Here is a 23,592-nt window from a genome sequence, read left to right as displayed (position 1 = left end):
TTAAGTATAAATCCCTATATTGATCAGACAATGATCAGTAAATAAAAAGTTAATTTTTTTAATTTAGGATAGAAAATATGTCAACTACTTTAAAAGTATTAGATGCTAAAACGGAAATCGCGTCATATAACGTGATAAATGGTGAGACGTTGGTTATTCAGGCGCAAGCGGAAGTAAACTATCAATTAATTGATAATTCCACTGGCTTAGGGCCTCAAAATATTATTGCCAAACGCGTCGGTAACGATCTGCAAATTTTATTGGAAAATGGTGATCAAGTTCCGGATATTATCATTGAAGATTATTACGGTGATGAAGATCCGGCAACCGTAACCAATTTACTGATTGGGCAACATGAAAACGGCAACATTTACGCTTATGTTCCGGAGTCAGGACAAACTATTGATGCGGTGAGTATGCTTGCCGAGCAAATGGCAGCACCGCAAGCCCTGGGTGGCAGTGAAATCGCTGGCTTATGGGTGTTTAGCCCATGGTGGTTATTGGCATTAGTTCCTTTAGCTGGAATTGCCATTGCCGCAGGCAGTGGTGGTAGCGGCAAAGGTTCTGCTTCGGATACAACACCACCAAACCCACCGGCCATTGACGCCAAAGATGACGGCAGTGTAACCGTAACGCCTGCCGATGATGCCACTAATGCCAAAGTCATTTATACCGATGAAGACGGCAAAACCCAAACTGTTGAAACCAGCAAAGGTGATAATGGCAAATGGGAGCCAAAAGGCGAATTGCCAGAGGGGGTGACAGTCGATCCTGATGCAGGTGTGATCACCATTCCTGATGAAGCCATCAAGGGCGGCAGCGATGTCACGGCTGAAAACAGCGATGCAGCGGGTAATACCAGCACGGCTACCGAAACTTCCGTCGATACCGACGCCCCAAATCCACCGACTATCGACGCCAAAGAGGACGGCAGTGTAGTGGTGACCCCGGCGGACGACGCGACGGAAACCAAAGTGACTTATACCGATGAAGACGGCAAACCGGTTACGGTCGTCGTGGTTAAAGACGACAACGGCAACTGGACGCCGCAAGACGGCAGCACTTTACCGGACGGCGTCAGCGTGGATCCGACCAGCGGCGTGATCACTATTCCTGATAAAGCTATCAAGGGCGGCACTGAAGTGACCGCAACCAACAGCGATACGGCAGGGAACGAAAGCGCACCGGCAACGGCAACCGCACTTGATACCGACGCCCCAAATCCACCGGCTATCGACGCCAAAGAGGACGGCAGTGTAGTGGTGACCCCGGCGGACGACGCGACGGAAACCAAAGTGACTTATACCGATGAAGACGGCAAACCGGTTACGGTCGTCGTGGTTAAAGACGACAACGGCAACTGGGCGCCGCAAGACGGCAGCACCTTACCGGACGGCGTCAGCGTGGATCCGACCAGCGGCGTGATCACCATTCCGGCGGACGCAATTGAAGGCGGCACTGAAGTGACCGCAACCAACAGCGATACGGCGGGGAACGAAAGCGCACCGGCAACGGCAACCGCACTTGATACCGACGCCCCAAATCCACCGACCATTGACGCCAAAGAGGACGGCAGTGTAGTGGTGACCCCGGCGGACGACGCGACGGAAACCAAAGTGACTTATACCGATGAAGACGGCAAACCGGTTACGGTCGTCGTGGTTAAAGACGACAACGGCAACTGGGCGCCGCAAGACGGCAGCACTTTACCGGACGGCGTCAGCGTTGATCCGACTACAGGTGCGATCACTATTCCTGATGAAGCCATCAAGGGCGGCACTGAAGTGACCGCAACCAACAGCGATACGGCGGGGAACGAAAGCGCACCGGCAACGGCAACCGCACTTGATACCGACGCCCCAAATCCACCGACCATTGACGCCAAAGAGGACGGCAGTGTAGTGGTGACCCCGGCGGACGACGCAACGGAAACCAAAGTGACTTATACCGATGAAGACGGCAAAACCCAAACCGTTGTCGTGGTGAAAGACGACAACGGCAACTGGGCGCCGCAAGACGGCAGCACCTTACCGGACGGCGTCAGCGTTGATCCGACTACAGGTGCGATCACTATTCCTGATGAAGCCATCAAGGGCGGCACTGAAGTCAGCGCAACCAACAGCGATACGGCAGGGAACGAAAGCGCACCGGCAACGGCAACCGCACTTGATACCGACGCCCCAAATCCACCGGCTATCGACGCCAAAGAGGACGGCAGTGTAGTGGTGACCCCGGCGGACGACGCGACGGAAACCAAAGTGACTTATACCGATGAAGACGGCAAACCGGTTACGGTCGTCGTGGTTAAAGACGACAACGGCAACTGGGCGCCGCAAGACGGCAGCACCTTACCGGACGGCGTCAGCGTGGATCCGACCACAGGTGTGATCACTATTCCTGATGAAGCCATCAAGGGCGGCACTGAAGTGACCGCAACCAACAGCGATGCGGCGGGCAACGAAAGCGAACCGGCAACGGCAACCGCAGTTGATACCGACGCCCCAAATCCACCGACCATTGACGCCAAAGAGGACGGCAGTGTAGTGGTGACCCCGGCGGACGACGCGACGGAAACCAAAGTGACTTATACCGATGAAGACGGCAAAACCCAAACCGTTGTCGTGGTGAAAGATGACAACGGCAATTGGGCGCCGAAAGACGGTACTGAGTTACCGGACGGCGTCAGCGTTGATCCGACTACAGGTGCGATCACTATTCCTGATGAAGCCATCAAGGGCGGCACTGAAGTCAGCGCAACCAACAGCGATACGGCAGGGAACGAAAGCGCACCGGCAACGGCAACCGCACTTGATACCGACGCCCCAAATCCACCGGCTATCGACGCCAAAGAGGACGGCAGTGTAGTGGTGACCCCGGCGGACGACGCGACGGAAACCAAAGTGACTTATACCGATGAAGACGGCAAAACCCAAACCGTTGTCGTGGTGAAAGACGACAACGGCAACTGGGCGCCGCAAGACGGCAGCACCTTACCGGACGGCGTCAGCGTGGATCCGACCACAGGTGTGATCACTATTCCTGATGAAGCCATCAAGGGCGGCACTGAAGTGACCGCAACCAACAGCGATGCGGCGGGCAACGAAAGCGAACCGGCAACGGCAACCGCAGTTGATACCGACGCCCCGAATCCACCGACTATCGACGCCAAAGAGGACGGCAGTGTAGTGGTGACCCCGGCGGACGACGCAACGGAAACCAAAGTGACTTATACCGATGAAGACGGCAAAACCCAAACCGTTGTCGTGGTGAAAGATCCGGATAGCGGCGAATGGACACCGAAAGACGGTACTGAGTTACCGGACGGCGTCAGCGTGGATCCGACCAGCGGCGTGATCACCATTCCGGCGGACGCAATTGAAGGCGGCACTGAAGTGACCGCAACCAACAGCGATACGGCAGGGAACGAAAGCGAACCGGCAACGGCAACCGCACTTGATACCGACGCCCCAAATCCACCGGCTATCGACGCCAAAGAGGACGGCAGTGTAGTGGTGACCCCGGCGGACGACGCGACGGAAACCAAAGTGACTTATACCGATGAAGACGGCAAACCGGTTACGGTCGTCGTGGTTAAAGACGACAACGGCAACTGGGCGCCGCAAGACGGCAGCACCTTACCGGACGGCGTCAGCGTGGATCCGACCAGCGGCGTGATCACTATTCCTGATAAAGCTATCAAGGGCGGCACTGAAGTGACCGCAACCAACAGCGATACGGCGGGCAACGAAAGCGCACCGGCAACGGCAACCGCACTTGATACCGACGCCCCAAATCCACCGACCATTGACGCCAAAGAGGACGGCAGTGTAGTGGTGACCCCGGCGGACGACGCGACGGAAACCAAAGTGACTTATACCGATGAAGACGGCAAAACCCAAACCGTTGTCGCGGTGAAAGATCCGGATAGCGGCGAATGGACACCGAAAGACGGTACTGAGTTACCGGACGGCGTCAGCGTGGATCCGACCAGCGGCGTGATCACTATTCCTGATAAAGCCATCAAGGGCGGCACTGAAGTGACCGCAACCAACAGCGATACGGCAGGTAACGAAAGCGCACCGGCAACGGCAACCGCACTTGATACCGACGCCCCAAATCCACCGACTATCGACGCCAAAGAGGACGGCAGTGTAGTGGTGACCCCGGCGGACGACGCGACGGAAACCAAAGTGACTTATACCGATGAAGACGGCAAACCGGTTACGGTCGTCGTGGTTAAAGACGACAACGGCAACTGGACGCCGCAAGACGGCAGCACCTTACCGGACGGCGTCAGCGTGGATCCGACTACTGGTGCGATCAATATTCCAGACGAAGCGATCCAAAGTGGCACCGAAGTCACTGCAACCAATACTGATGCTGCGGATAATACAAGTGATCCAGCAACAGCGATTGTATTAGGCAATGATGATAGTGACGCAGATGCCGACTCTGACAGCGATTCAGACTCAGACTCCGACAGCGACTCAGACTCCGACAGTGATTCAGACTCCGACAGTGATTCAGATTCCGATAGCGACAGCGATTCCGACTCCGATAGTGATAGCGACTCAGATTCCGATAGCGACAGCGATTCCGACTCCGATAGTGATAGCGACTCAGATTCCGATAGCGACAGCGACTCAGACTCCGATAGCGACAGCGACTCAGATTCCGATAGTGATAGCGACTCAGATTCCGATAGCGATAGCGATTCCGACTCCGATAGTGATAGCGACTCAGATTCCGATAGCGACAGCGACTCAGACTCCGATAGTGACTCAGACTCCGACAGTGATTCAGATTCCGATAGTGATTCAGATTCCGATAGTGATAGCGACTCAGATTCCGATAGTGATAGCGACTCAGACTCCGATAGTGACTCAGACTCCGACAGTGATTCAGATTCCGATAGCGACAGCGACTCAGACTCCGATAGTGACTCAGACTCCGACAGTGATTCAGATTCCGATAGTGATTCAGATTCCGATAGTGATAGCGACTCAGATTCCGATAGCGACAGCGACTCAGACTCCGATAGTGACTCAGACTCCGACAGTGATTCAGATTCCGATAGTGATAGCGACTCAGATTCCGATAGCGACAGCGACTCAGACTCCGATAGCGACAGCGACTCAGATTCCGATAGTGATAGCGACTCAGATTCCGATAGCGACAGCGATTCCGACTCCGATAGTGATAGCGACTCAGATTCCGATAGCGACAGCGACTCAGACTCCGACAGTGATTCAGATTCCGATAGTGATTCAGACTCCGATTCTGACAGCGACAGTGATTCCGACTCTGACAGCGACAGTGATGCAGATAGCGATATTGAAGCGCACACGGAAGTGAGTGAAGTCACTATTGATGCCGATACGAACAATGATGGCTATATCAATAAAACTGAATCAGAGGCGGCAAGCGGCACCGCAGGCGCAACAACCAGTGTGACCGTGAAGCTAAACAATCCGACATTGGGTGAAGTCGTTACCTTGGATGTGAATGGTACGCCACAAACTAAAACCATTACTCAAGCTGAGATTGACGCTGGTCAAGTCGTGTTTACCGATGTAGCAATTCCGGCAGACGGCGAAACATTGACCGTGACAGCGAGCATCACCGAAAATGCGTATGGCAATGCCGTAGCTACTCCAGTAGAAGTGAGCGATGAAGCGATTGTTGACATCACATTGGCGAATCCAAGCGTAGAACCAAGCACAACCGACGGTAGCGTGGTAGTGAAACCGGTTGCAGATGGTGAAACCATGGATGCAACGAAAGTAGTGGTCACCTATAAAGATGAAACCGGAGCAGACCAAACCATCACAATTGTGAAAGGTGAAGATGGGCAATGGAAATCAGTTGATGAAAATGGTGGTGATAAAGCCTTGCCAACAGGCGTTACGTTAGATTCAACTACTGGCGTAGTGACTATCGGTCAAGATGCAGTACAAGACGGTAGCACCGTGACAGCAATCAGTACGGATGCTGCGAATAACACATCGCAAGGTGTGGGCACGGCAGGTGAAGACAAAGCACCGAATGCACCGACCGTGACCCCGAGCACCGAAGACGGCAGCGTAACAGTAACGCCTGTGGACGATGCAGAGCAGTTAGACATCACTTACACAGACGAAGACGGCGTAACCCAAACCGTGACCGTGGTGAAAGATCCGGAAACCAACACTTGGGCACCGGAAACCGGCACCACCTTGCCGGACGGCGTCACCGTTGACGAAACCACAGGTGTCGTGACCATCGGTCAAGATGCAGTCCAAGACGGCAGCACCGTAACCGCGACCAACACCGACGCAGGCAACAACACGTCGGAAGAAGGCAAAGGCACGGCAGGTCAAGACAAAGCACCGAATGCACCGACTGTAACACCAAGCACCGAAGACGGCAGCGTGACAGTAACGCCTGCGACTGATGCAGTGAAAACCGAGATCAGCTACGTTGACGAAGACGGCAAAACCCAAACCGTGACCGTGGTGAAAGATCCGGACACCAACACTTGGGCACCGGAAACCGGCACCACCTTGCCGGACGGCGTCAGCGTGAATCCGAATACAGGTGTCGTGACCATCGGTCAAGATGCAGTCCAAGACGGCAGCGAAGTAACCGCGACTAATACCGACGCAGGCAACAACACGTCTGAAGAAGGCAAAGCCACAGCAGGTGACGATAAAGCACCGGACGCACCGACCGTAACCCCGAGCAAGACCAATGGTTCGGTAACGGTAACGCCAAATGAGGAAGCTGACCGTTTGGACATCGAGTTTGTTGATGAAAACGATGAAACTCAAACTGTTGCGGTGGTGAAAGATTCAGAAGGCAAATGGGCACCGGAAACCGGCACTACCTTGCCGACAGGTGTCAGTGTTGATCCTGAAACCGGCGTGGTGACCATCTCTGAACGCGCAGTTCAAGACGGTAGCACCGTGACAGCGACCAACAGTGAAGGCAACAACAAGTCTGACGAAGGTACAGGCATCGCAGGACCGAATGCAGATACCACTGTTCCGGGCGATACCGATAATGACGGTAAAGCCGATACCGGTCCGGTGATCAGCTTCCCTGAAGACACCACCAAGATGTATAACGCAGAAGGTGCGCCACTGTTTGATGAAAATGGCGAACAAATTCTGGGCAATGGTGTGTTAAGTGTAAGCGAAATCGGTGCTGACAACAGCACACCGGTGAAAATCACATTGCCGGTTAATACCGAAGTTGGCGATATTCTATATGTCACCATTAATGGTGAGGATAGAGAAATTACCATTACGGATACCTTGTTGGCGGCAGGTTCAGTCAGCATTGATGTGCCGACAGCCGACATCAGCGAGATTGAAGTGACGGCTTATGTACAAGATAAAGCAGGCAACCGCTCTTTGGACGGCACAGGCAGCGTAATCATTGAAAAAGCGTTCCCTGAAGCCAGCATCAGCTTTGGTGACAACCTGACCGATGATTATGCAGGCTTGCAAGCACTGATTGATAGCGGTGTGTATAACACCAACGGCAAAACCGGTGAAATCGGCAACAACACCACCGGCACATTCAGCAGCTTGGCAACAGGCTTGACCAATGATGACACTCCGACAGTCGCTATCACGTTGGATCGCGCCTTGCAAGACGGAGAATCTTTGGTGGTTTACCGCTATACCTACGATGATTCTCTGGCAGGTGTGTCACCGATCAGATCGGAAACTGAAGTGACTGTGGTAAAAGTAGATGGTTCGGACACCCAATATGTCGTTGCTGATGATCAATTGGGTCAAACCTATGGTCAAGAGTACCTGTATCGCGCAGTCGTGAAAGGCGTGGTTGACGGAGAGCAAACCGAAACGGTTATCCAAGAACACCACATTAAGCTCGATACCATGGTTGAAGCATTGACAGTCGATAATGTTACTGTAAGCGGCAGCAACCGTACTTTCAGCGGCACGACTGAGCCGGGAGCGACAATCCGTGTGACTTACTTGAGCAGCACCAACAACAACAGCTATGTAACAACTGAAACAACTGCTGATGAGAATGGCGCATACACCCTGACTTTGAGTGGTTGGAACAACAAAACTGTTGATGGTGCAGAGATCACGGTCATTGACCAAGCCGGTAACGTGGAAACTGCCAGCCTGCACAACTTCCCGCGTCTGTATGTCAATATGAATACCGAAGTAGGTATTACTACTGCAACTATGGACAGCACAATTCTGTTGCAGCGTGAAAGTGCACAGGGGCTGTTGATGGACGATGGCAATGATTATGTAATTCTTGCCGGTGGAAGCGTCAATGATTTGGGTAACCAAGGCATTTTCTCTCAGCAAACCAATGGTAAAACAGTAATTGATATGGCTGGCGGTAATGACTACTTGCGCGTCAATGGTAGCTTGTTGTCTGATGTTAATATCGAAATGGGCGATGGCAACGATAAGTTTGAAATTAAAGGTAACATGGCTTACGGCGCTTACGATATCGACTTAGGTGCAGGTGATGACATCTTCACTGTTGGTGGTGGCGCTGTAGGTAACCCGTTGGTGGTGAAAATGGGCGAAGGCAACAACCGTTTGACTATCGGTGACAACTTAGATACCGGTTTCAACTTCACTGCAGGCTCAGGTGATGATTACGTCAGCATCGGCTACGGTACTCAAAGTGGCTTGAATGGTATTACCGCACGTTTGGCAAGTGGAAGCAGTATGAATCTGGGAGATGGTAACAATACCGTAGCCATTAATGGTGATTTCAGAGCTATATCCGGTCCCGCAGCAATTACCACCGGTAGCGGCGATGATTTGATTCATGTTAAAGGTAACGTCGGTACAACGGTTAATACCCAGATGATTGAATTTAATTTGGGTGAAGGCGATAATACGGTTTATATCGAAGGTTGGTGGTCAGGCACTAAAGGCATGACCGCCGGTGCAGGTAACGATACCTTGATTATCGGCAGCAACTTGGATTCCGCTGCAACCTCTAATGGCAATGTGATCAACCTCGGCGATGGTGACAACACCATCTCCATCGGTGGTTATATGTCCACTACCGCATCGGCGCAAAGCGTGATTACCGGTAGCGGCAACGACACCATGACGGTCGGTGGTTATATCGAGGGCAACAATAAGGTTGATTTGGGTGCCGGTGATGATATCCTGACTATTGGCGGTACAGGTGCGGCATTCAGAGACAATGCTGAGGTGAATGGTGGTGCCGGCAAAGACATCTTGCGTTTTACTGGTGCAGGTGGAAAAACCGAGATCGACATGACCAAGGTGAAAGGCTTTGAAGTGATTGACCTGAATGATTCCAACACCCACTTGGATATTACCTTGAGTGATTTGGTTTATGCAGGCGCACCAACCAAAATCTACATCACCGGTGGTTCGTCAGACTTTGTTGATTTAGGTGACAACAACTGGACAAGCGATACCACGTCTAGCACACCGCAGTTGGGTAACTGGACATCGAAACAAGGTACCGGTGAAAACCAAGGCTATACCGTGTGGACAGAAAGCTCCAACCCGAGCATCGAGTTGTACATTCAAAGCACGGTTAATGTGTTGTAATAACCCCTAAGGAACCCGCACTTTTCCCAAAGTGCGGTTTATCAAACTCAAACACCCTGTCAACTTGTTGACGGGGTGTTTTTTATAGCTGCTATTTTGTGAAGAAATTGATGTTTTGCAAATTAAATAGTAATAATTCTCATCGGTGTGATACGGTTATTATGTAACTTATCGTTACTATCTCTTTTAAAATCATTAACTAATGAGGTGAAATATGCGTGAAGAAACGAAAGAACTGAACAAAGTTCATATCCGTTTGGCGCAAGATAACGGTGAAAACACTCAAGATCGTATAACCAATAACCGTAATTTGTTGGTGTCGGGTATGCATGAAGGCACAAAAGTTGAATATAGCATTAATCATAGTGCAGAGTGGCGAATCGCCAATGATCCGGTTAATCATCTTGTCAACATTGAGTTGGCAGACGGCGAGTATCACTCAATTCGTGTAAGGCAAGCGGCGGAAGGAAAACATTCGGTTTATAACGAAATAACGAATGTGGTGATTGATACACAACCACCGAAAATAGACTATATCAGATTAGAAAAACCTGAATTATCAATGGTTAGAACGTTGCCTGTTTTTGAAGGTAAAACGGAACCCGAAGCTGATGTTGTAGTGAATATTCATAAGGAATTTTATATCACAAAAGCCGATGAAGAAGGAAAGTTCAGTCTTGAAATCACAGAAACATTAGCTGACGGAAAATATATTCCAAAAGTATTAGTAACAGATAAAGCAGGAAATTTATCGACGGATAAAGCGGCAGAGATGTGGTATCAAGGCGAGGAGGTTGTTGTTGGAAATGGAAATATAGCGGTTGTGGATGCTGTACTATTGACAGTAACCGAGTTGGTTACTGTGCCATCTGTCAACGAAGGTGATAACGTCGAGTTTAATGTAACGCTATTAACCGGTCACAAAGGTGGTACGATTGATGCGCCGGTATTGGGTGGAACAGCAACTGAGACTGATGATTACAGTACAGCGGTGTTCAGCAACAATGTACAAGTAGTTGGCGGTAAGTTAGTGATTCCAGCTGGCGTGGATAGCTTCACTATTAGCTACCCGACTGTGGCAGATGAGCTTTCCGAAGGTCAAGAAACCCTGAGCATGACTTTGGGTGGCAAAGAAGCTGAAACCATCATCAACGATACTTCAATGACCACATTGTCGATTTCGGTGACTGATCCGGTACAACGCGAAGTAGATTCTACAGAGGGTTCAGTAATGACCTTTACTGTAACTGCTTCTAAACCTGTATTGGAAGATACTGTAGTCACTGTTAGCCTGAGCGGACAAGCTACCGTGCCGGGCGAAGCAGGTGCGGATTACACAGCAGCATTGGCTGATGGCACAGCAATTTCCAACGGCACAGTGACATTGACCATTAAGAAAGGCGAAACTCAAGCAAGCTTCACCGTTGATCCAATTAACGACAATGAAGCCTTAGCTGCATTCGGTAAGGAAACCAATGAATCGGTGATTGCGACCTTGAATAATAAAACCGGCTTTACCATGGGTGAAATCGAGGCTCGCGGTATGATCATCAACGGCGAACCGTTTGCGATTCCGCGACTGGATGCTGACTTGAACTTGATGACCGGTGTGACTTTCCCTGAAGGCGACCAAACCACACAAGTGCTTGAAGGACCAAATGTAGCAATGGGTTCAGACTATAATGATAAGATTTACATAGGCTACTACATCAATGGCAACGATGCCGGACAGGGCGACTTTGCCAACAGTCTTGCCAAAGGTCAAAACTTCGATAGTAGCCTTTCATTCTCAACCCTCGATTTAGGCAAAGGCAACGATACGCTTTGGATTCGTGAAGGTGTGAACCTTTTAACCCGTGTATATTTGGGAGAAGGCGATGATACGTTCATTGCCGGCGGTGCAGTAACCATTGGTACTGATAACCTCAGACCACATGTATTTGGTGAGGGTGGTAACGATACGATCACCTTTAAAGATGACATCATGTTCATTAATGTTTATGGTGGCAGCGGCTCAGATACCATCACTGTTCAGGGTAGTATGTTGGATAACGCCATGATCGATTTGGGCAGTGGTCGGGCTTACACCTCTGCTTATGAAACCAGTTATACCAATGGCTTGAGTTTGGGTAATGATGACAATGTCGATCTGGCAAGTGATATTAATACGTTGCATGTTCATCAGAATTTGGGAATGTTTTCGTCTTCCGCACATGTTTATGGCGGTAATGGTCAAGATCATGTCACCATTGATGGCGGTATGTATGCAAGCAGTACTATCAGCTTGGGTGCAGGTAACGATACGGTTACCGTCGGCAGACTGGCAGATGCCAACGTAATCGATATGGGCACCGGTATCGACACGGTAACACTCAGCGGTTCAGGCACTTCAGTACGCTTGAGCAACAGCATTAAAGGTGCGGAAGTGATTGATATTAACGGCAACGGTGCAAACACCTTGTATGTGAATGCAGCCAATGTCCGTGATTCAGGTGCCGAGCAAACCATCAAAATTTTAGGTGGTGCAGACGATACCGTGAACTTGGGCTATGCAGCATCGTTTTCTTCTCTGGGAGAAAGTTTGATTGATAGTGTGCAATGGGGAAAAACCGGTGCGACAATCACTGAAGACGGTCATACCTATTCTGCTTGGCAGTATGGGAATGATACTACCACCATGATTTATATTGAAAATACGATTGGCAATATCATCTAATTTCATATAATCAAGTTGCTTAAACCGCACTTTTCCCAAAGTGCGGTTCATCAAAAGACAAACGCCTCGTCAGCTTGCTGACGGGGTGTTTTTTATGGCTGCTATTTTGTGAAGAATTTGATGCCTGTAAATCAAATAGCAATCATTCTCATCTTTGTGGTAAGGTTGATTGGTAACTGTTTGTTACTATCTCTTTTTGAAACTACTAACCCTGAGGTGAAATATGAGTGAAGAAACAAAAGAACTGAATAAATTATATGTGCGTTTGGAGCGAGATACAGGCGAAGATCAACAAGATCGTATAACTAATAACCATAATTTGTTGGTATCGGGTATGCATGAAGGCACAAAGGTTGAATACAGTATTAATCATAGTCCAGAGTGGCGAATCGCCAATGATCCGGTTAATCATCTTGTCAACATTGAGTTGGCAGACGGCGAGTATCACTCAATTCGTGTAAGGCAAGCGGCGGAAGGAAAACATTCGGTTTATAACGAAATAACGAATGTGGTGATTGATACACAACCACCGAAAATAGACTATATCAGATTAGAAAAACCTGAATTATCAATGGTTAGAACGTTGCCTGTTTTTGAAGGTAAAACAGAACCGGAAGTTGATGTTGTAGTGAATATTCATAAGGAATTTTATATCACAAAAGCCGATGAAGAAGGGAAGTTCAGCGTTGAAATCACAGAAACATTAGCTGACGGAAAATATATTCCAAAAGTATTGGTGACAGATAAAGCAGGAAATTTATCAACGGATAAAGCAGTCGAGATATGGCATCAAGGCGAGGAGGTTGTTGTTGGAAATGGAAATATAGCGGTTGTGGATACGATAGCACTGGCACAGCCAGATGTTGTATCGAGCACAACTGACGTTAACGATACCTTGATGACCACCTTGTTGATTTCAGTTACCGATCCGGTGCAGTCTGAAATGGATTCAAGCTCAGGCTCAGTGATGACCTTTACGGTAACTGCGTCTAAAGCGGTATTGGAAGATACAGTGGTGACGGTCAGCTTGGGCGGACAAGCAGCAGTACCTGGAGCGGAAGGTGCAGATTACAACGCACTGTTGGCAGATGGAACGCCAATCACAAACGGTAATGTTACGTTGACCATTAAAGCAGGCGAAACCCAAGCTAGCTTCACGGTTGACCCGATTAACGATAACGTTGCCGTAGCTGAATTTGGTAAAGAAACCAACGAATCGGTGATTGCGACCTTGAATGACAAAGCAGGCTTTACCATGGGTGAGACCGAGGCAAGAGGTGTGATCATCAATGGTGAACCGTTTGCGATTCCGTTCTTGGATGCTGACTTCAACCTGATGACCGGTATTTTATATCCGGGTGGTAACAATACGACTCAGCTTGTAGAAGGTCTGGGCGTAGCAATGGGTTCAGACTATGATGATACGCTCTATGTCAGTTTCTGGTTAGATGGTACAGACACCAAGACACTGGGTAACGTGTCGAATAGTCAGGCTTATGGCGAGAACTTCGACGACTCGCAAAGTATTACGACTGTGGACTTAGGACAAGGTAATGATGTCATTAAAGTCCGTGGTAATCATCAAGAACTTGCCCGAGTCTGTCTGGGTGAAGGCAATGACAGCTATGATGTTGGCAGTATGATTGGTAATGCGGCGAACCCAGCATTTCCTCAATGGAGACCATATGTATTTGGTGAGGGAGGTAACGATACTTTCATTGTACATGATCAAGTGCTGGCAGGTCATATCTATGGCGGTAGCGGTTCGGATAACGTCACCATTCAAGGTAACGTTTTAGATCAATCAGTGATTGATTTGGGCAGTGGTCGTAACTATCCATCAGCTTACGAAACTACTTATAAAAACAGTGTTAGCCTAGGTAACGATAACAACACCGACTTGGAAACTGATGTGAATGTTCTGACCGTTAAAGGTGATGTCGGTTCCGCATTAGGCATTACCGCCACGATTTATGGTGGTAACGGTCAAGATACGGTTAATATCGAAGGCAAAGTGAGTGGTAGCAACGGCGTCAAAAATACCGTGATTGATTTAGGTGCCGGTGACGATACGGCGAATATCAATCAACTGGGTACCGAGCTGGCTGGCGCAGGTACCATCAACTTGGGTATTGGTGCTGATACAGTCAATATTACAACCATGAAAGGTGGTACGGTCAATACCGGAACCGATACCGATGTTGATACCGTGAAAATCGGTACCATGTCAGGCGGCACCATCAATATGGGAGCTAATGATGTGGTTGAAATTGGTAAGATCTCGGGCGGTAAAATCAACGGTAGCTCGGCTACTGATGACACTGTAACGATTACTGGTACAGGCTCAACTATTAGTGCAACTAATGTGTTTGGGGTTGAAAATATTGATTTAGGTTCAGGTAACAGAATTAATATCTATAAATATCAGTACAATAGTGCGTTAGATAAAACTAATGGTCAAACTGCGATGTATATTCAAGGTGATAGCACATCAAAAGTTGATTTGGGTAATGGTATTGGTCAATATGATTTGGCTGGTGCTACTTGGACGAAGGGAGCTACAGTTGATGTAGATGGTCATAAGTATGATACTTGGACTGTAGGAGGTAGCACTTATGGTGGTACTCAAGCGATCTATATTGAACAAGGTATCCAAATTATTTGATTACTAATAAATATGTTGTACCTAAACCGCACTTTTCCCAAAGTGCGGTTTACCAAACTCAAACACCCTGTCAACTTGTTGGCGGGGTAGGGGGTAAGTGTGGTTTTTGTGTTTCACAATTTTTGAACTAAACCACGCAGGCTTCGGTTCCGCTCAATCAGCAATATTCCCCAACCCTAGCGGGGTTGATTCATGCTTAACCTAGGCGAATCCCATAAATACGTGGAGTGTATTGTATTCTTAGCATTGAGGTATTAATGATAAATTTTATGCCGGGAGAACGATATGATAGTTAAAGAAGCGGGTTATGATGAATTTCTTGTTTAAAAAATTAACCGTGGGAGAGAAGACAGTCGCCAAGGGCGCAGGCATTCCCTTGAAGAAACAAAAGCCGGAACAAAACGACTATTCGAACAAAAAGCGCATAAATTTTGAGAGTTGCTCAACCGCAACCTACAAAAAATTTCAATAATGGCTATAAACCTGTGCTTCAAGATAACTATCCCAATATTTCTAATATAGGCTGTGTTTTTTGATAAAAATAACAAAAGTAGCTATTGATTTTATCTAAATGGCAACGTTTTGCTGTCAGTGTAATGCCTTTGGAATTCTCAAGGTAAGTGAGATTTTCATTATCCGTGACTATGGCATTAAGCACGTTTTTTAGTCGCTTATCTCGAGTAATTTCCTTAATATTAATTTGTAAGGTTAATTTAAAATCCCAAGTATTACGTTGTAATACAAATTCATAATAAATGAATGGTTTATAATCAAGTGTGAGCTCATCTTTATCGAGCTCATAGCGTAATTTTAAATTTGTTGGGATTTCTAGCTTGCTATGCTGTAAAAAATGTAGCCAATGCGCTTCATTGGTACGTTTGCGTAATAATTCTCCGGTTTCGCCAAAATGCGTTATTTTATCCGAGCTAAAATCACCGAATGTGAGTGTTTTTTGGTAGTTTCTCATCCATGTCGGGAATGCAGATTGTGATAATTCACAATTCCAAGGCTTCATATTCCCCATAAAATGTACAATTTTAGTTTGATGAGTGGCTACACGCGGTAATGTATTATAAATTTTATAATCAAGTTCTGTAATGTTGATATTTTGTTTATACGCTAGCCATGAAAATGCTAATTCATCAATGACGCTGCTGAAATAACCGAGAAATGTTTTTAAGAAAAATTGTGCATCTTTGACCGCTTGTTGCCAATCTAACGTATCATCGGCATAAAATAGCCCGCCATTCGGTGCCGGGTGGGTGTGTGGGATATTATTTAATTCGGCTAGCGGTGGGCGGGAGGTGCGATCTCCAAATTTTTTTAGAAACGGGCTTTCAGATCGCCATGCAACACCTTCGATCTTAAATAGTTCACTCAGGTCATCTTGTACCACCATATCTAAATCTAAGAATAAAACTTTATGATAATGAGCCAGCTGTTCGACGACTTTATATTTTGATAGTGCAAAATGCGAAAAGCGCTTAATGAAATAATCGAGTTGTTTTCCATCCATGGTTTCTTCATGGTGTTCTTTTTTCCAGTCGGAAAATGTATAAGAAATAAAAAGAATATTGGGCTCAATGCTCAGCAAATCTGATTGTTGGTTTGCAGTTAAGCCGTCATGATATACAACGATATTATCATAGTTATGACGATTCCTTTCTTGTAAGTTAATGATCATTGTTGCGAGTGCAAAGTGATAATTTGCTGTCAGCATAAATACAATAGCACTGGATTTTTTGTCTGTCATGCGTCTGAACCTTGTCGTAGTGATCATAAATTGTGAATCGTTAAATCGATATTTAATTAGCTTAGCCGGATTGCCGCCGACAATCGCATAGGGTGGCACATCTTTTGTGAGCCAGCATTGGCTGCAATCACAGCGCTTGTTCCAATTGATATTATCTTTTATATACTTTTGTTTATTGCAATCGTATTATACTTAAAAACATTTACATTGTATAATTTACTTAAGTTGTCATTTTTAATAAATGTTTTACCATTCTATTGGTTTTTCGGGTTTTATTAATCAATTGATTATAATAAAGCAATTATTTGGGATCATTTTAGGATAAATTTACTGACTGCAGGGCTATTATGACTTCACTCTTGACCTTATTCACTCATCATTTACCACAAATTCATGCTCGCTATAAGCAACAACATAGCATGGGTGAATTAGCCGATATTTTGATTATTTCTCTCAGTAGTGGTGAAAAACGTGCCAAATGTGCCAGTTTATTCTTTGATAAAAATGAATTAGTGAGTAGTGATTGGCAAGCTGTACAAGCCAAACTGGAAAACAAGATCACCGCACTTGCCAAACATTTTGAGCAGCCGGTTAAATGGTTAAAGGTGGAATGGGTTGTGAGTGAGTCGGCAACGAGCTGGGCGAAATTACAGCAGGAGATGAAAAATTACAAACGTAATTATTTCCGCTCCGGTATCGCCTTCAAAGGCGTGACTTCGCCTTGGTTGTTGGCGACCGAAATGGAATTGAATGCCCATGCAGCCCTTTATTTAGGGGCGGATAATCCGTTGGCAGGCGTCAATCAGGCAAACTTGGAACGTTATTTGAAAGGGCGTTTCTCATCCAAACAAATGCCGAATTTTACAGCGGATATGCCGGTGATGACATTTGTCACGGCGGGCGTATTTTTGGATACCGATACGCAACAATTGCAAGTGCTTTCAACCTTGCCGCGCCAACATGGCCGCCGCCAGATGTCTGCTTTAAATCCTGACGTGACAGGTGAGTTGGTGCACTTAAGCACCCAATATTTAAGCCGTCAAATTGAAGAGAGCGGTTTGTTTCAGTATGGACATTTCCCATGCTTTGATAAGCCTATTCCAACCTATAACACACTGCGCCACGCTTCTAGCACCTATGCCTTGTTGGAGGGCTTGGAGCTGTGTCGGCAATTAATCGCCGACAATCAAACGGTAAGCACCAACATCAGTCCACGCACAATCAATACGGGTGAACTGCAAACGGTACAAAACCGCATAGAAACGGCAATTGATTATTTTGTAGCGCATAATATTCGGCAGTATGCGGATGGCAAAGCTTACGTGTTGGAAGCCAATAATGAAATCAAACTCGGAGCCAATGCCGTCGCCATTCTTGCGTTTGTGAAATATGCACAGATGTTTCCGAAGAATAACCGCACTTCACGCTTGCTCGGTTTGTGTGAAAATTTGGCGCTCGGTATTGTTGCAATGCAAGAAGCAGACGGCAGTTTTGTGCATATTTTAAATGGCAAAACACTGGACGTGATGGAGAAAACCCGCACGATTTATTACGATGGTGAAGCGGCATTTGGTTTAATGCGTTTATATGGGATCACTCAAGATCCGCGCTGGCTGGTTTGTGTGGAAAAGGCATTTGATTTCTTTATCGCCAACCATCATGAAAAAGCACACGATCATTGGTTGTCTTACTGTTCTAATGAGTTAGTGCGTTATAAGCCTGAACAGCGTTATTTCCAATTTGCGGTGGATAATGTGAAAGGCTATCTCAATTTTATTCAGAATCGCTTGACTACGTTTCCGACTTTATTGGAACTGTGCATGGCATTTCATAAAATGTTGCTGAAATTAGACGAATTTCCCGAATATCAAACGGTCCTCAATGGTTTTGATGTGGCGGCGTTTTATACCGCTTTACACACCCGTGCCAATTATTTAGTCAATGGCTTTTTCTTTCCTGAAAATGCGATGCATTTTGCGAATCCGAATAAGATTTTACACGGCTTTTTTATCCGTCACCATGTGTTCCGCGTGCGGATTGATGATGTGGAGCACTATTTATCAGGCTTTGTGCATTATTATGAATTATTGAAAAACGGCAACTATCCCAACAGTTTGCAACAACAGAAAAAGATAGAAAATATGGCATTTAATGCAATTAATGTTGAAATGGCGACGAAAGGAAAATGGCATACTACCGCGCCTGAAAACTGGCAGCCGACGGGGTTGAGTATTTTCCCGAAAAGTTTCCAAAAAGGGCATATTATCGTCGCTCGCGGTAAAAATATGCAAATAGGTTATCTGCCGTTTGTGGCGGTGAAATCCTTTGTGCTGAAAGGGGCTTCGGCGATTGTTACCGATGATCCGGACACTTATGCAAGCCTTGGTGTGCCGTTATTGGTGGTGGGCAATGTGCGTAAAGCAACGCTAGATTTGGCTCATCTGGCTCGCTCAACTTATCGTGGCAAAACTTACGGCGTAACTGGTAGCGCAGGTAAAACCACTACCGTTGCCATGTTAAGTCAAGCCTTATCTGCGATTGCGCCAACAGCTCAAACCCAAGGCAGTGCCAATTTACCCATTGGCATCGCGTGGAATATGGCGTGTATGCCGCAAACAGCTTCGCACTGGATATTGGAAATGGCGATTGGCAATATGTCGCTGAACAGCCAATTGGTGAAGCCGGATGTTGCCGTGATCACCAATATCGCTGCCGCTCACTTAGAATACCATAATGATTTAGATACCGTCGCTCTCAAAAAATCCCGGATTTTCGAGGCAATGCCGCCTAAAGGTCTTGCGGTAGTATGTCGCGATATTGCGCAGTTTGATTTGATTGAACGTGCGGCTCTCCAGCAACAGTTGAACGTAGTCAGCTACGGGGAACACGAACAAGCGGATGTGCGCTTGTTGAGCTATCAACAAGGCAGCGGCAGAGTATCGCTATTCGGTAAAGAAATCACGGTGACATTAGGCGCGCAAGGGAAACACTTAATGTTGAACGCGTTAGCGGTTATCGCCATTGCTCAGCAACAAGGTTTGGATTTGGCGAAAATTCTGACCGCACTTGAGCAATTCCGGCCGGTGGAAGGGCGTGGCGATATGTTCCAGTGTACTTATGCGGATAAAACGATAACGGTGATCAACGAAGCCTACAATGCCAACCCGATTTCGATGAAAGCGGCGTTACAGGCATTCGCCGATGAGGCAACCTTGCCTGAACAGCGAGTATTGGTGTTAGGGGATATGTTGGAATTAGGGGCGGACAGTCGACAACACCATCTGGAATTGCAAGATGATGTGTTGCAAACTCAGGCAAGAATGGTGATTTTATCTGGTGTAGAAATGCAGGTATTGTATCAAGCGTTGAAATCATTAAATCGCATACCGCACTTGCACTGGATGCCGAATGCTGACACGATAATCGATCTGTTTGAAAATAAGACGATCGCATTGCATGACTCAGATCGGATGTTACTGAAATCGTCACACGGCAGCGGATTACATCGGGTCGTGAGTTATTTGCGCAAATAATGATTTGACCGGAAATAGTGTTTATATGATTCAACTAAGATATTGGATAGCAATGATGTTAACTTCTTTTCCTGTTATTTTACAAGCGAATACGGACTCTAACACATCATTGGTGGGGCAGCAGCCTGTTGGCGCCTGTATTGCCTTAAAGCTTACGCCTCCAACTCAGTTAGCCACGGTTGAGGGCGATACGCCATTTCGCTATGTTGTCCGTGTTGAGAAAGGGCAAACTGCGGCAGTCGATTCGTTGGCGAGTGAAGTCCAGTTAGAAGACATTCAGCGCCAGCTGATAGTTGCAGATGCACTGTATCAACACGTATTGGGTTTGTCCGCGCCCTTGTCTATGCCGCGTTATGCCAAGGCGCATTATATTCAAGTGAGGATTGAAGAGAGTGATCGTCGATTTGGAGTGGCTTACGATGAGGTAACAACAACCCGTCAAGAAGAGAACGCAGGCTGCCATCTCAGTATGTTAGTGAGTAACCAAATATATGCTAATCGTAATGGCACACCGGCACATGAACTTTTTCATCTTTATCAAAACAGCTATATGATGTTTAAACAGGCTTGGTTGACAGAAGGGTTGGCACGTTGGTCAGAATCATTATTGGCAACCGGTGTTGGCGTGGGGGCGGATGAGCGTTTGCCGCAAAACCGCGAAGAGCTGGAATCGGTAATGGCACAAAGTTACCAAGCCTCCAAAATGTGGATTCGACTGTTCCGCGTGCTTGATGAACAGCCCGGATTTTCGTTGGCAGAGGATATTGCCAAGAAAACATATACTGATAATACATTAATCGTAAAAGATAAATTGGCTTATGGCACTGCATTTATTCGCCCTTTATTTGAGGCGTTGGCACTACAGAGTGCAGCAGTCAGTCGCCGACAAGGATGGCAGGAATATGGATGGGCAGAACGCGAACAGAAAAGCCCTGCGTATAATCGGGATATTTGGTTAGCTTTGAAACGGGCAATTCATAACTATCTTCCGGCGGAACAGCACAACGAGGAGTTGCAGCAGTTTTTGCAAATTGAGATTCCTTGAGGGATTCATTCAAGTTATAGGCTTATGCTATCAAGATAACAAAGTGCGGTTTTGATTGGCAATCAGGTAATAAAAACGTAAAATAACACAATAAAATATGTATTTTTACAAAAAAGCAAAAATTTCTGATTTTATTCTTTTGAGTATTGAAGCATTCGGTTTAATACGACACGGGCATACTATAAAAATTAGGGCGAATATGAACAAAAATATCATTGCGACTGCCGTGATAGCACTTGTATGGAGCGTTGGTGCGACGGCAACGCAGCAAAAACCATTATTTGAACGTTGGTTGACTCACACATCGACGTTTTTTAATTCGCAAACGTTAGAAGATAATCAATCGCAAGTTATTTTTTATCGTGATGCGAATGCAATCACTGGACCGGCAGTGAATATTTATGTTGATGGGGATTATCATGCTTCGTTATTGCCAAATCATTATAAGGCTATTGCATTGTGTGCTCAGGCTCATTTTTTTAGTACCGCATTTAGCAGTAACACTACGTTCGCGAATAAAGATGAAGGGATCTATTTTATTGTTCCGGCTAAACGGAGCAGTTTTATCAAAGTGGTACGCGGTAATAATGGTGAGCCGGAATTTGAACGTGTCGATGCGGAAACTGGTGAGCGGGTAATCCAAAAGATGTCAGAACAAAAGCAAACGCTATCACGGGTGATCCCGGCGACGGAATGTCGGGAAAAAACCGTTTTGCAAAATTTCTCATTATCTGCCAGAACGTTATTTCGAAGCGGCAGGGCGGATCAAGCGGGAATGTTTCCGGCAGGGAAGGAAGAAATTCTTGATTTGGCAGCCGATCTGAAGCGGTTGGATCAGCGCCATATCAGCCATATTGTTATCAGCGGACACAGCGCCCCGGATGAAAGCCCGGCTATAAGTAGACAACTATCCGCCAACAGAGCGAAAACCGTACTCAATTTATTACAACGTGAAGGAGTCCAATTTCCAATGGAAGTTACTGGATACGGTTCGCAGCAATTAGTTTCCAAAAATTGCGCTGAGCGCAACCCGACAGACACTAAAATGCGCGAAGCCTGCGATCAATCGAATCGCCGGGTTGAAGTTACGGTTTATGCGATTCAATAATAGTACAAAGTGTGCTTTAAGCTGATCATTTAGATCAGCTGAGATTGCTGACAAACTGACTTCTCTCCCTCCGCGGGCGGAGGGAGTACCGTTTTTCGCAAGAAAAATGGGGAGGGAGGGAAATGATATTAGCCTGAGCTGATCATTTAGATCAGCTTTTTTTATATCTTGTACTTAGATTAGATTAAGTGAAAATATAAATCATGCTATAAATGCAAACAATTATTTACCAATTATTACATTAATATCAAGTAACTGTATAAAGGGAATCCTGATGAAAAAATACATTGCACTTTTAAGCACGGTGCTAGCACTGAGTGCTTGTTCTTTACCCCACTCTGGCAGACCGTTAGAGACGTGGCAGAATTATATTCCCGCCTCTGTCAGTACAGAAGATTTAGCAACTAATCAAGGACTCGTTGTTTTTTATCGTGGCTCCGATGTACAAGGACCGGCGGTGAATGTGTATGTAAATGGTGATTATCAAACTTCTTTATTAGAAAATGGTTTCAGTCCAATTATTTTATGTGCAGATCGTAATTTGATGACCTCTTCTTTTAGCTCAAACAGTAAAGGCGGTAATCGGACTCAAGGTGTGAAATTTGTGACGCCAAGCCGGCAAGTGACTTATATTAAAATTAAAAAGGCGAGAAATGATGGTTCGCCAATGTTTGAGCGAGTTGAGCCGGAAGTGGGATTTGAAGAAGTGAAGCTGTTGCAAATGCAGTCGCAGACTATCTCACGTGTGCTGCCAAGTGCTTGTAATCAAAACGAATATGTTCTGGATGCTAAATTATTAAATGCCAATGCGACTTTTCCGTTAAATAAACACAGCTATAACGATGTATTGCCGGAAGGTAAGCGTAATGTGCAGGAATTTGCAGCGAAAATCAAAGGGATCACCCGTCAAGCTATCAGCAAGATTGAAGTGAATGGCTATACTGATCCGGTCGGTTCCGATTCATATAACCAAAAACTGTCTGAACGACGTGCGCATGCGATCCGTGAAGTTTTGATGAATGCGGGGGTTACTGTTCCAACCACGGCGGTAGGTTATGGCGAAAGAGATTTGGTAGTGCCGAATTGTGAAGCGGAACATGGTAAAAACGTTGCTGCCAAAACGGCGTGTAATTTACCAAACCGCCGTGTAGAAATCGTGGTTTACGGCAGCGAATCGAATTAAACGGCATTTATCGGCAT

Annotated in this window: 9 protein-coding genes and 1 pseudogene; 8 read left to right on the top strand and 2 right to left on the bottom strand. The window is 46.6% G+C overall.

The window, feature by feature from the left end; translation table 11 throughout:
* The first annotated feature begins 77 nt into the window (after positions 1-77).
* The 4 genes from ACWA5Z_RS12050 (at position 78) to ACWA5Z_RS12035 (ending at position 15,425) form a co-directional block, all read left to right on the top strand.
* Entirely contained in the window at positions 78-9,572 is a 9,495-nt protein-coding gene (locus ACWA5Z_RS12050) for a hypothetical protein (protein ID WP_431052696.1), read from the top strand.
* A 214-nt stretch (positions 9,573-9,786) separates the two neighbouring features.
* Positions 9,787-12,288 (top strand): Ig-like domain-containing protein, encoded by a 2,502-nt coding sequence (locus ACWA5Z_RS12045; RefSeq protein ID WP_431052694.1) that lies wholly within the window; start codon positions 9,787-9,789, stop codon positions 12,286-12,288.
* A 223-nt stretch (positions 12,289-12,511) separates the two neighbouring features.
* The gene (locus tag ACWA5Z_RS12040) at positions 12,512-14,953 is read left to right on the top strand and encodes an Ig-like domain-containing protein (protein ID WP_431052692.1); all 2,442 of its coding nucleotides are present in this window, start codon (positions 12,512-12,514) and stop codon (positions 14,951-14,953) included.
* Between the two features lie 307 nt (positions 14,954-15,260).
* Entirely contained in the window at positions 15,261-15,425 is a 165-nt protein-coding gene (locus ACWA5Z_RS12035; RefSeq protein ID WP_431052690.1) for a hypothetical protein, read from the top strand.
* A 27-nt stretch (positions 15,426-15,452) separates the two neighbouring features.
* Here the strand turns inward: ACWA5Z_RS12035 and ACWA5Z_RS12030 are convergent, their stop codons facing one another.
* Together ACWA5Z_RS12030 and ACWA5Z_RS12025 are read right to left on the bottom strand one after the other, a co-directional pair.
* On the bottom strand, positions 15,453-16,706 hold the full coding sequence (locus ACWA5Z_RS12030; RefSeq protein ID WP_431054353.1) for a glycosyltransferase: 1,254 nt from the start codon (positions 16,704-16,706) through the stop codon (positions 15,453-15,455).
* A 36-nt stretch (positions 16,707-16,742) separates the two neighbouring features.
* Positions 16,743-16,858, bottom strand: a pseudogene (locus tag ACWA5Z_RS12025) (CatB-related O-acetyltransferase); the annotation flags it as partial.
* A 195-nt stretch (positions 16,859-17,053) separates the two neighbouring features.
* On the opposite strand from ACWA5Z_RS12025, the gene ACWA5Z_RS12020 reads away from it, so the two are divergent.
* The 4 genes from ACWA5Z_RS12020 (at position 17,054) to ACWA5Z_RS12005 (ending at position 23,575) form a co-directional block, all read left to right on the top strand.
* Positions 17,054-20,239, top strand: a complete 3,186-nt coding sequence (locus ACWA5Z_RS12020; RefSeq protein WP_431052688.1) for a UDP-N-acetylmuramoyl-tripeptide--D-alanyl-D-alanine ligase — start codon at positions 17,054-17,056, stop codon at positions 20,237-20,239.
* A 25-nt stretch (positions 20,240-20,264) separates the two neighbouring features.
* On the top strand, positions 20,265-21,284 hold the full coding sequence (locus ACWA5Z_RS12015) for a hypothetical protein (protein ID WP_431052686.1): 1,020 nt from the start codon (positions 20,265-20,267) through the stop codon (positions 21,282-21,284).
* Positions 21,285-21,381: 97 nt separating this feature from the next.
* Entirely contained in the window at positions 21,382-22,392 is a 1,011-nt protein-coding gene (locus tag ACWA5Z_RS12010) for an OmpA/MotB family protein (protein ID WP_431052684.1), read from the top strand.
* Positions 22,393-22,666: 274 nt separating this feature from the next.
* A complete protein-coding gene (locus ACWA5Z_RS12005) occupies positions 22,667-23,575 on the top strand; it encodes an OmpA family protein (protein WP_431052682.1) in 909 nt (302 codons plus the stop codon).
* Positions 23,576-23,592: the final 17 nt, after the last annotated feature.

Source organism: Testudinibacter sp. P80/BLE/0925 (genome assembly GCF_053570785.1).
The sequence above is the reverse complement of the archived record's forward strand: the minus strand, read 5'-3'. Positions and strand labels throughout refer to the sequence as shown.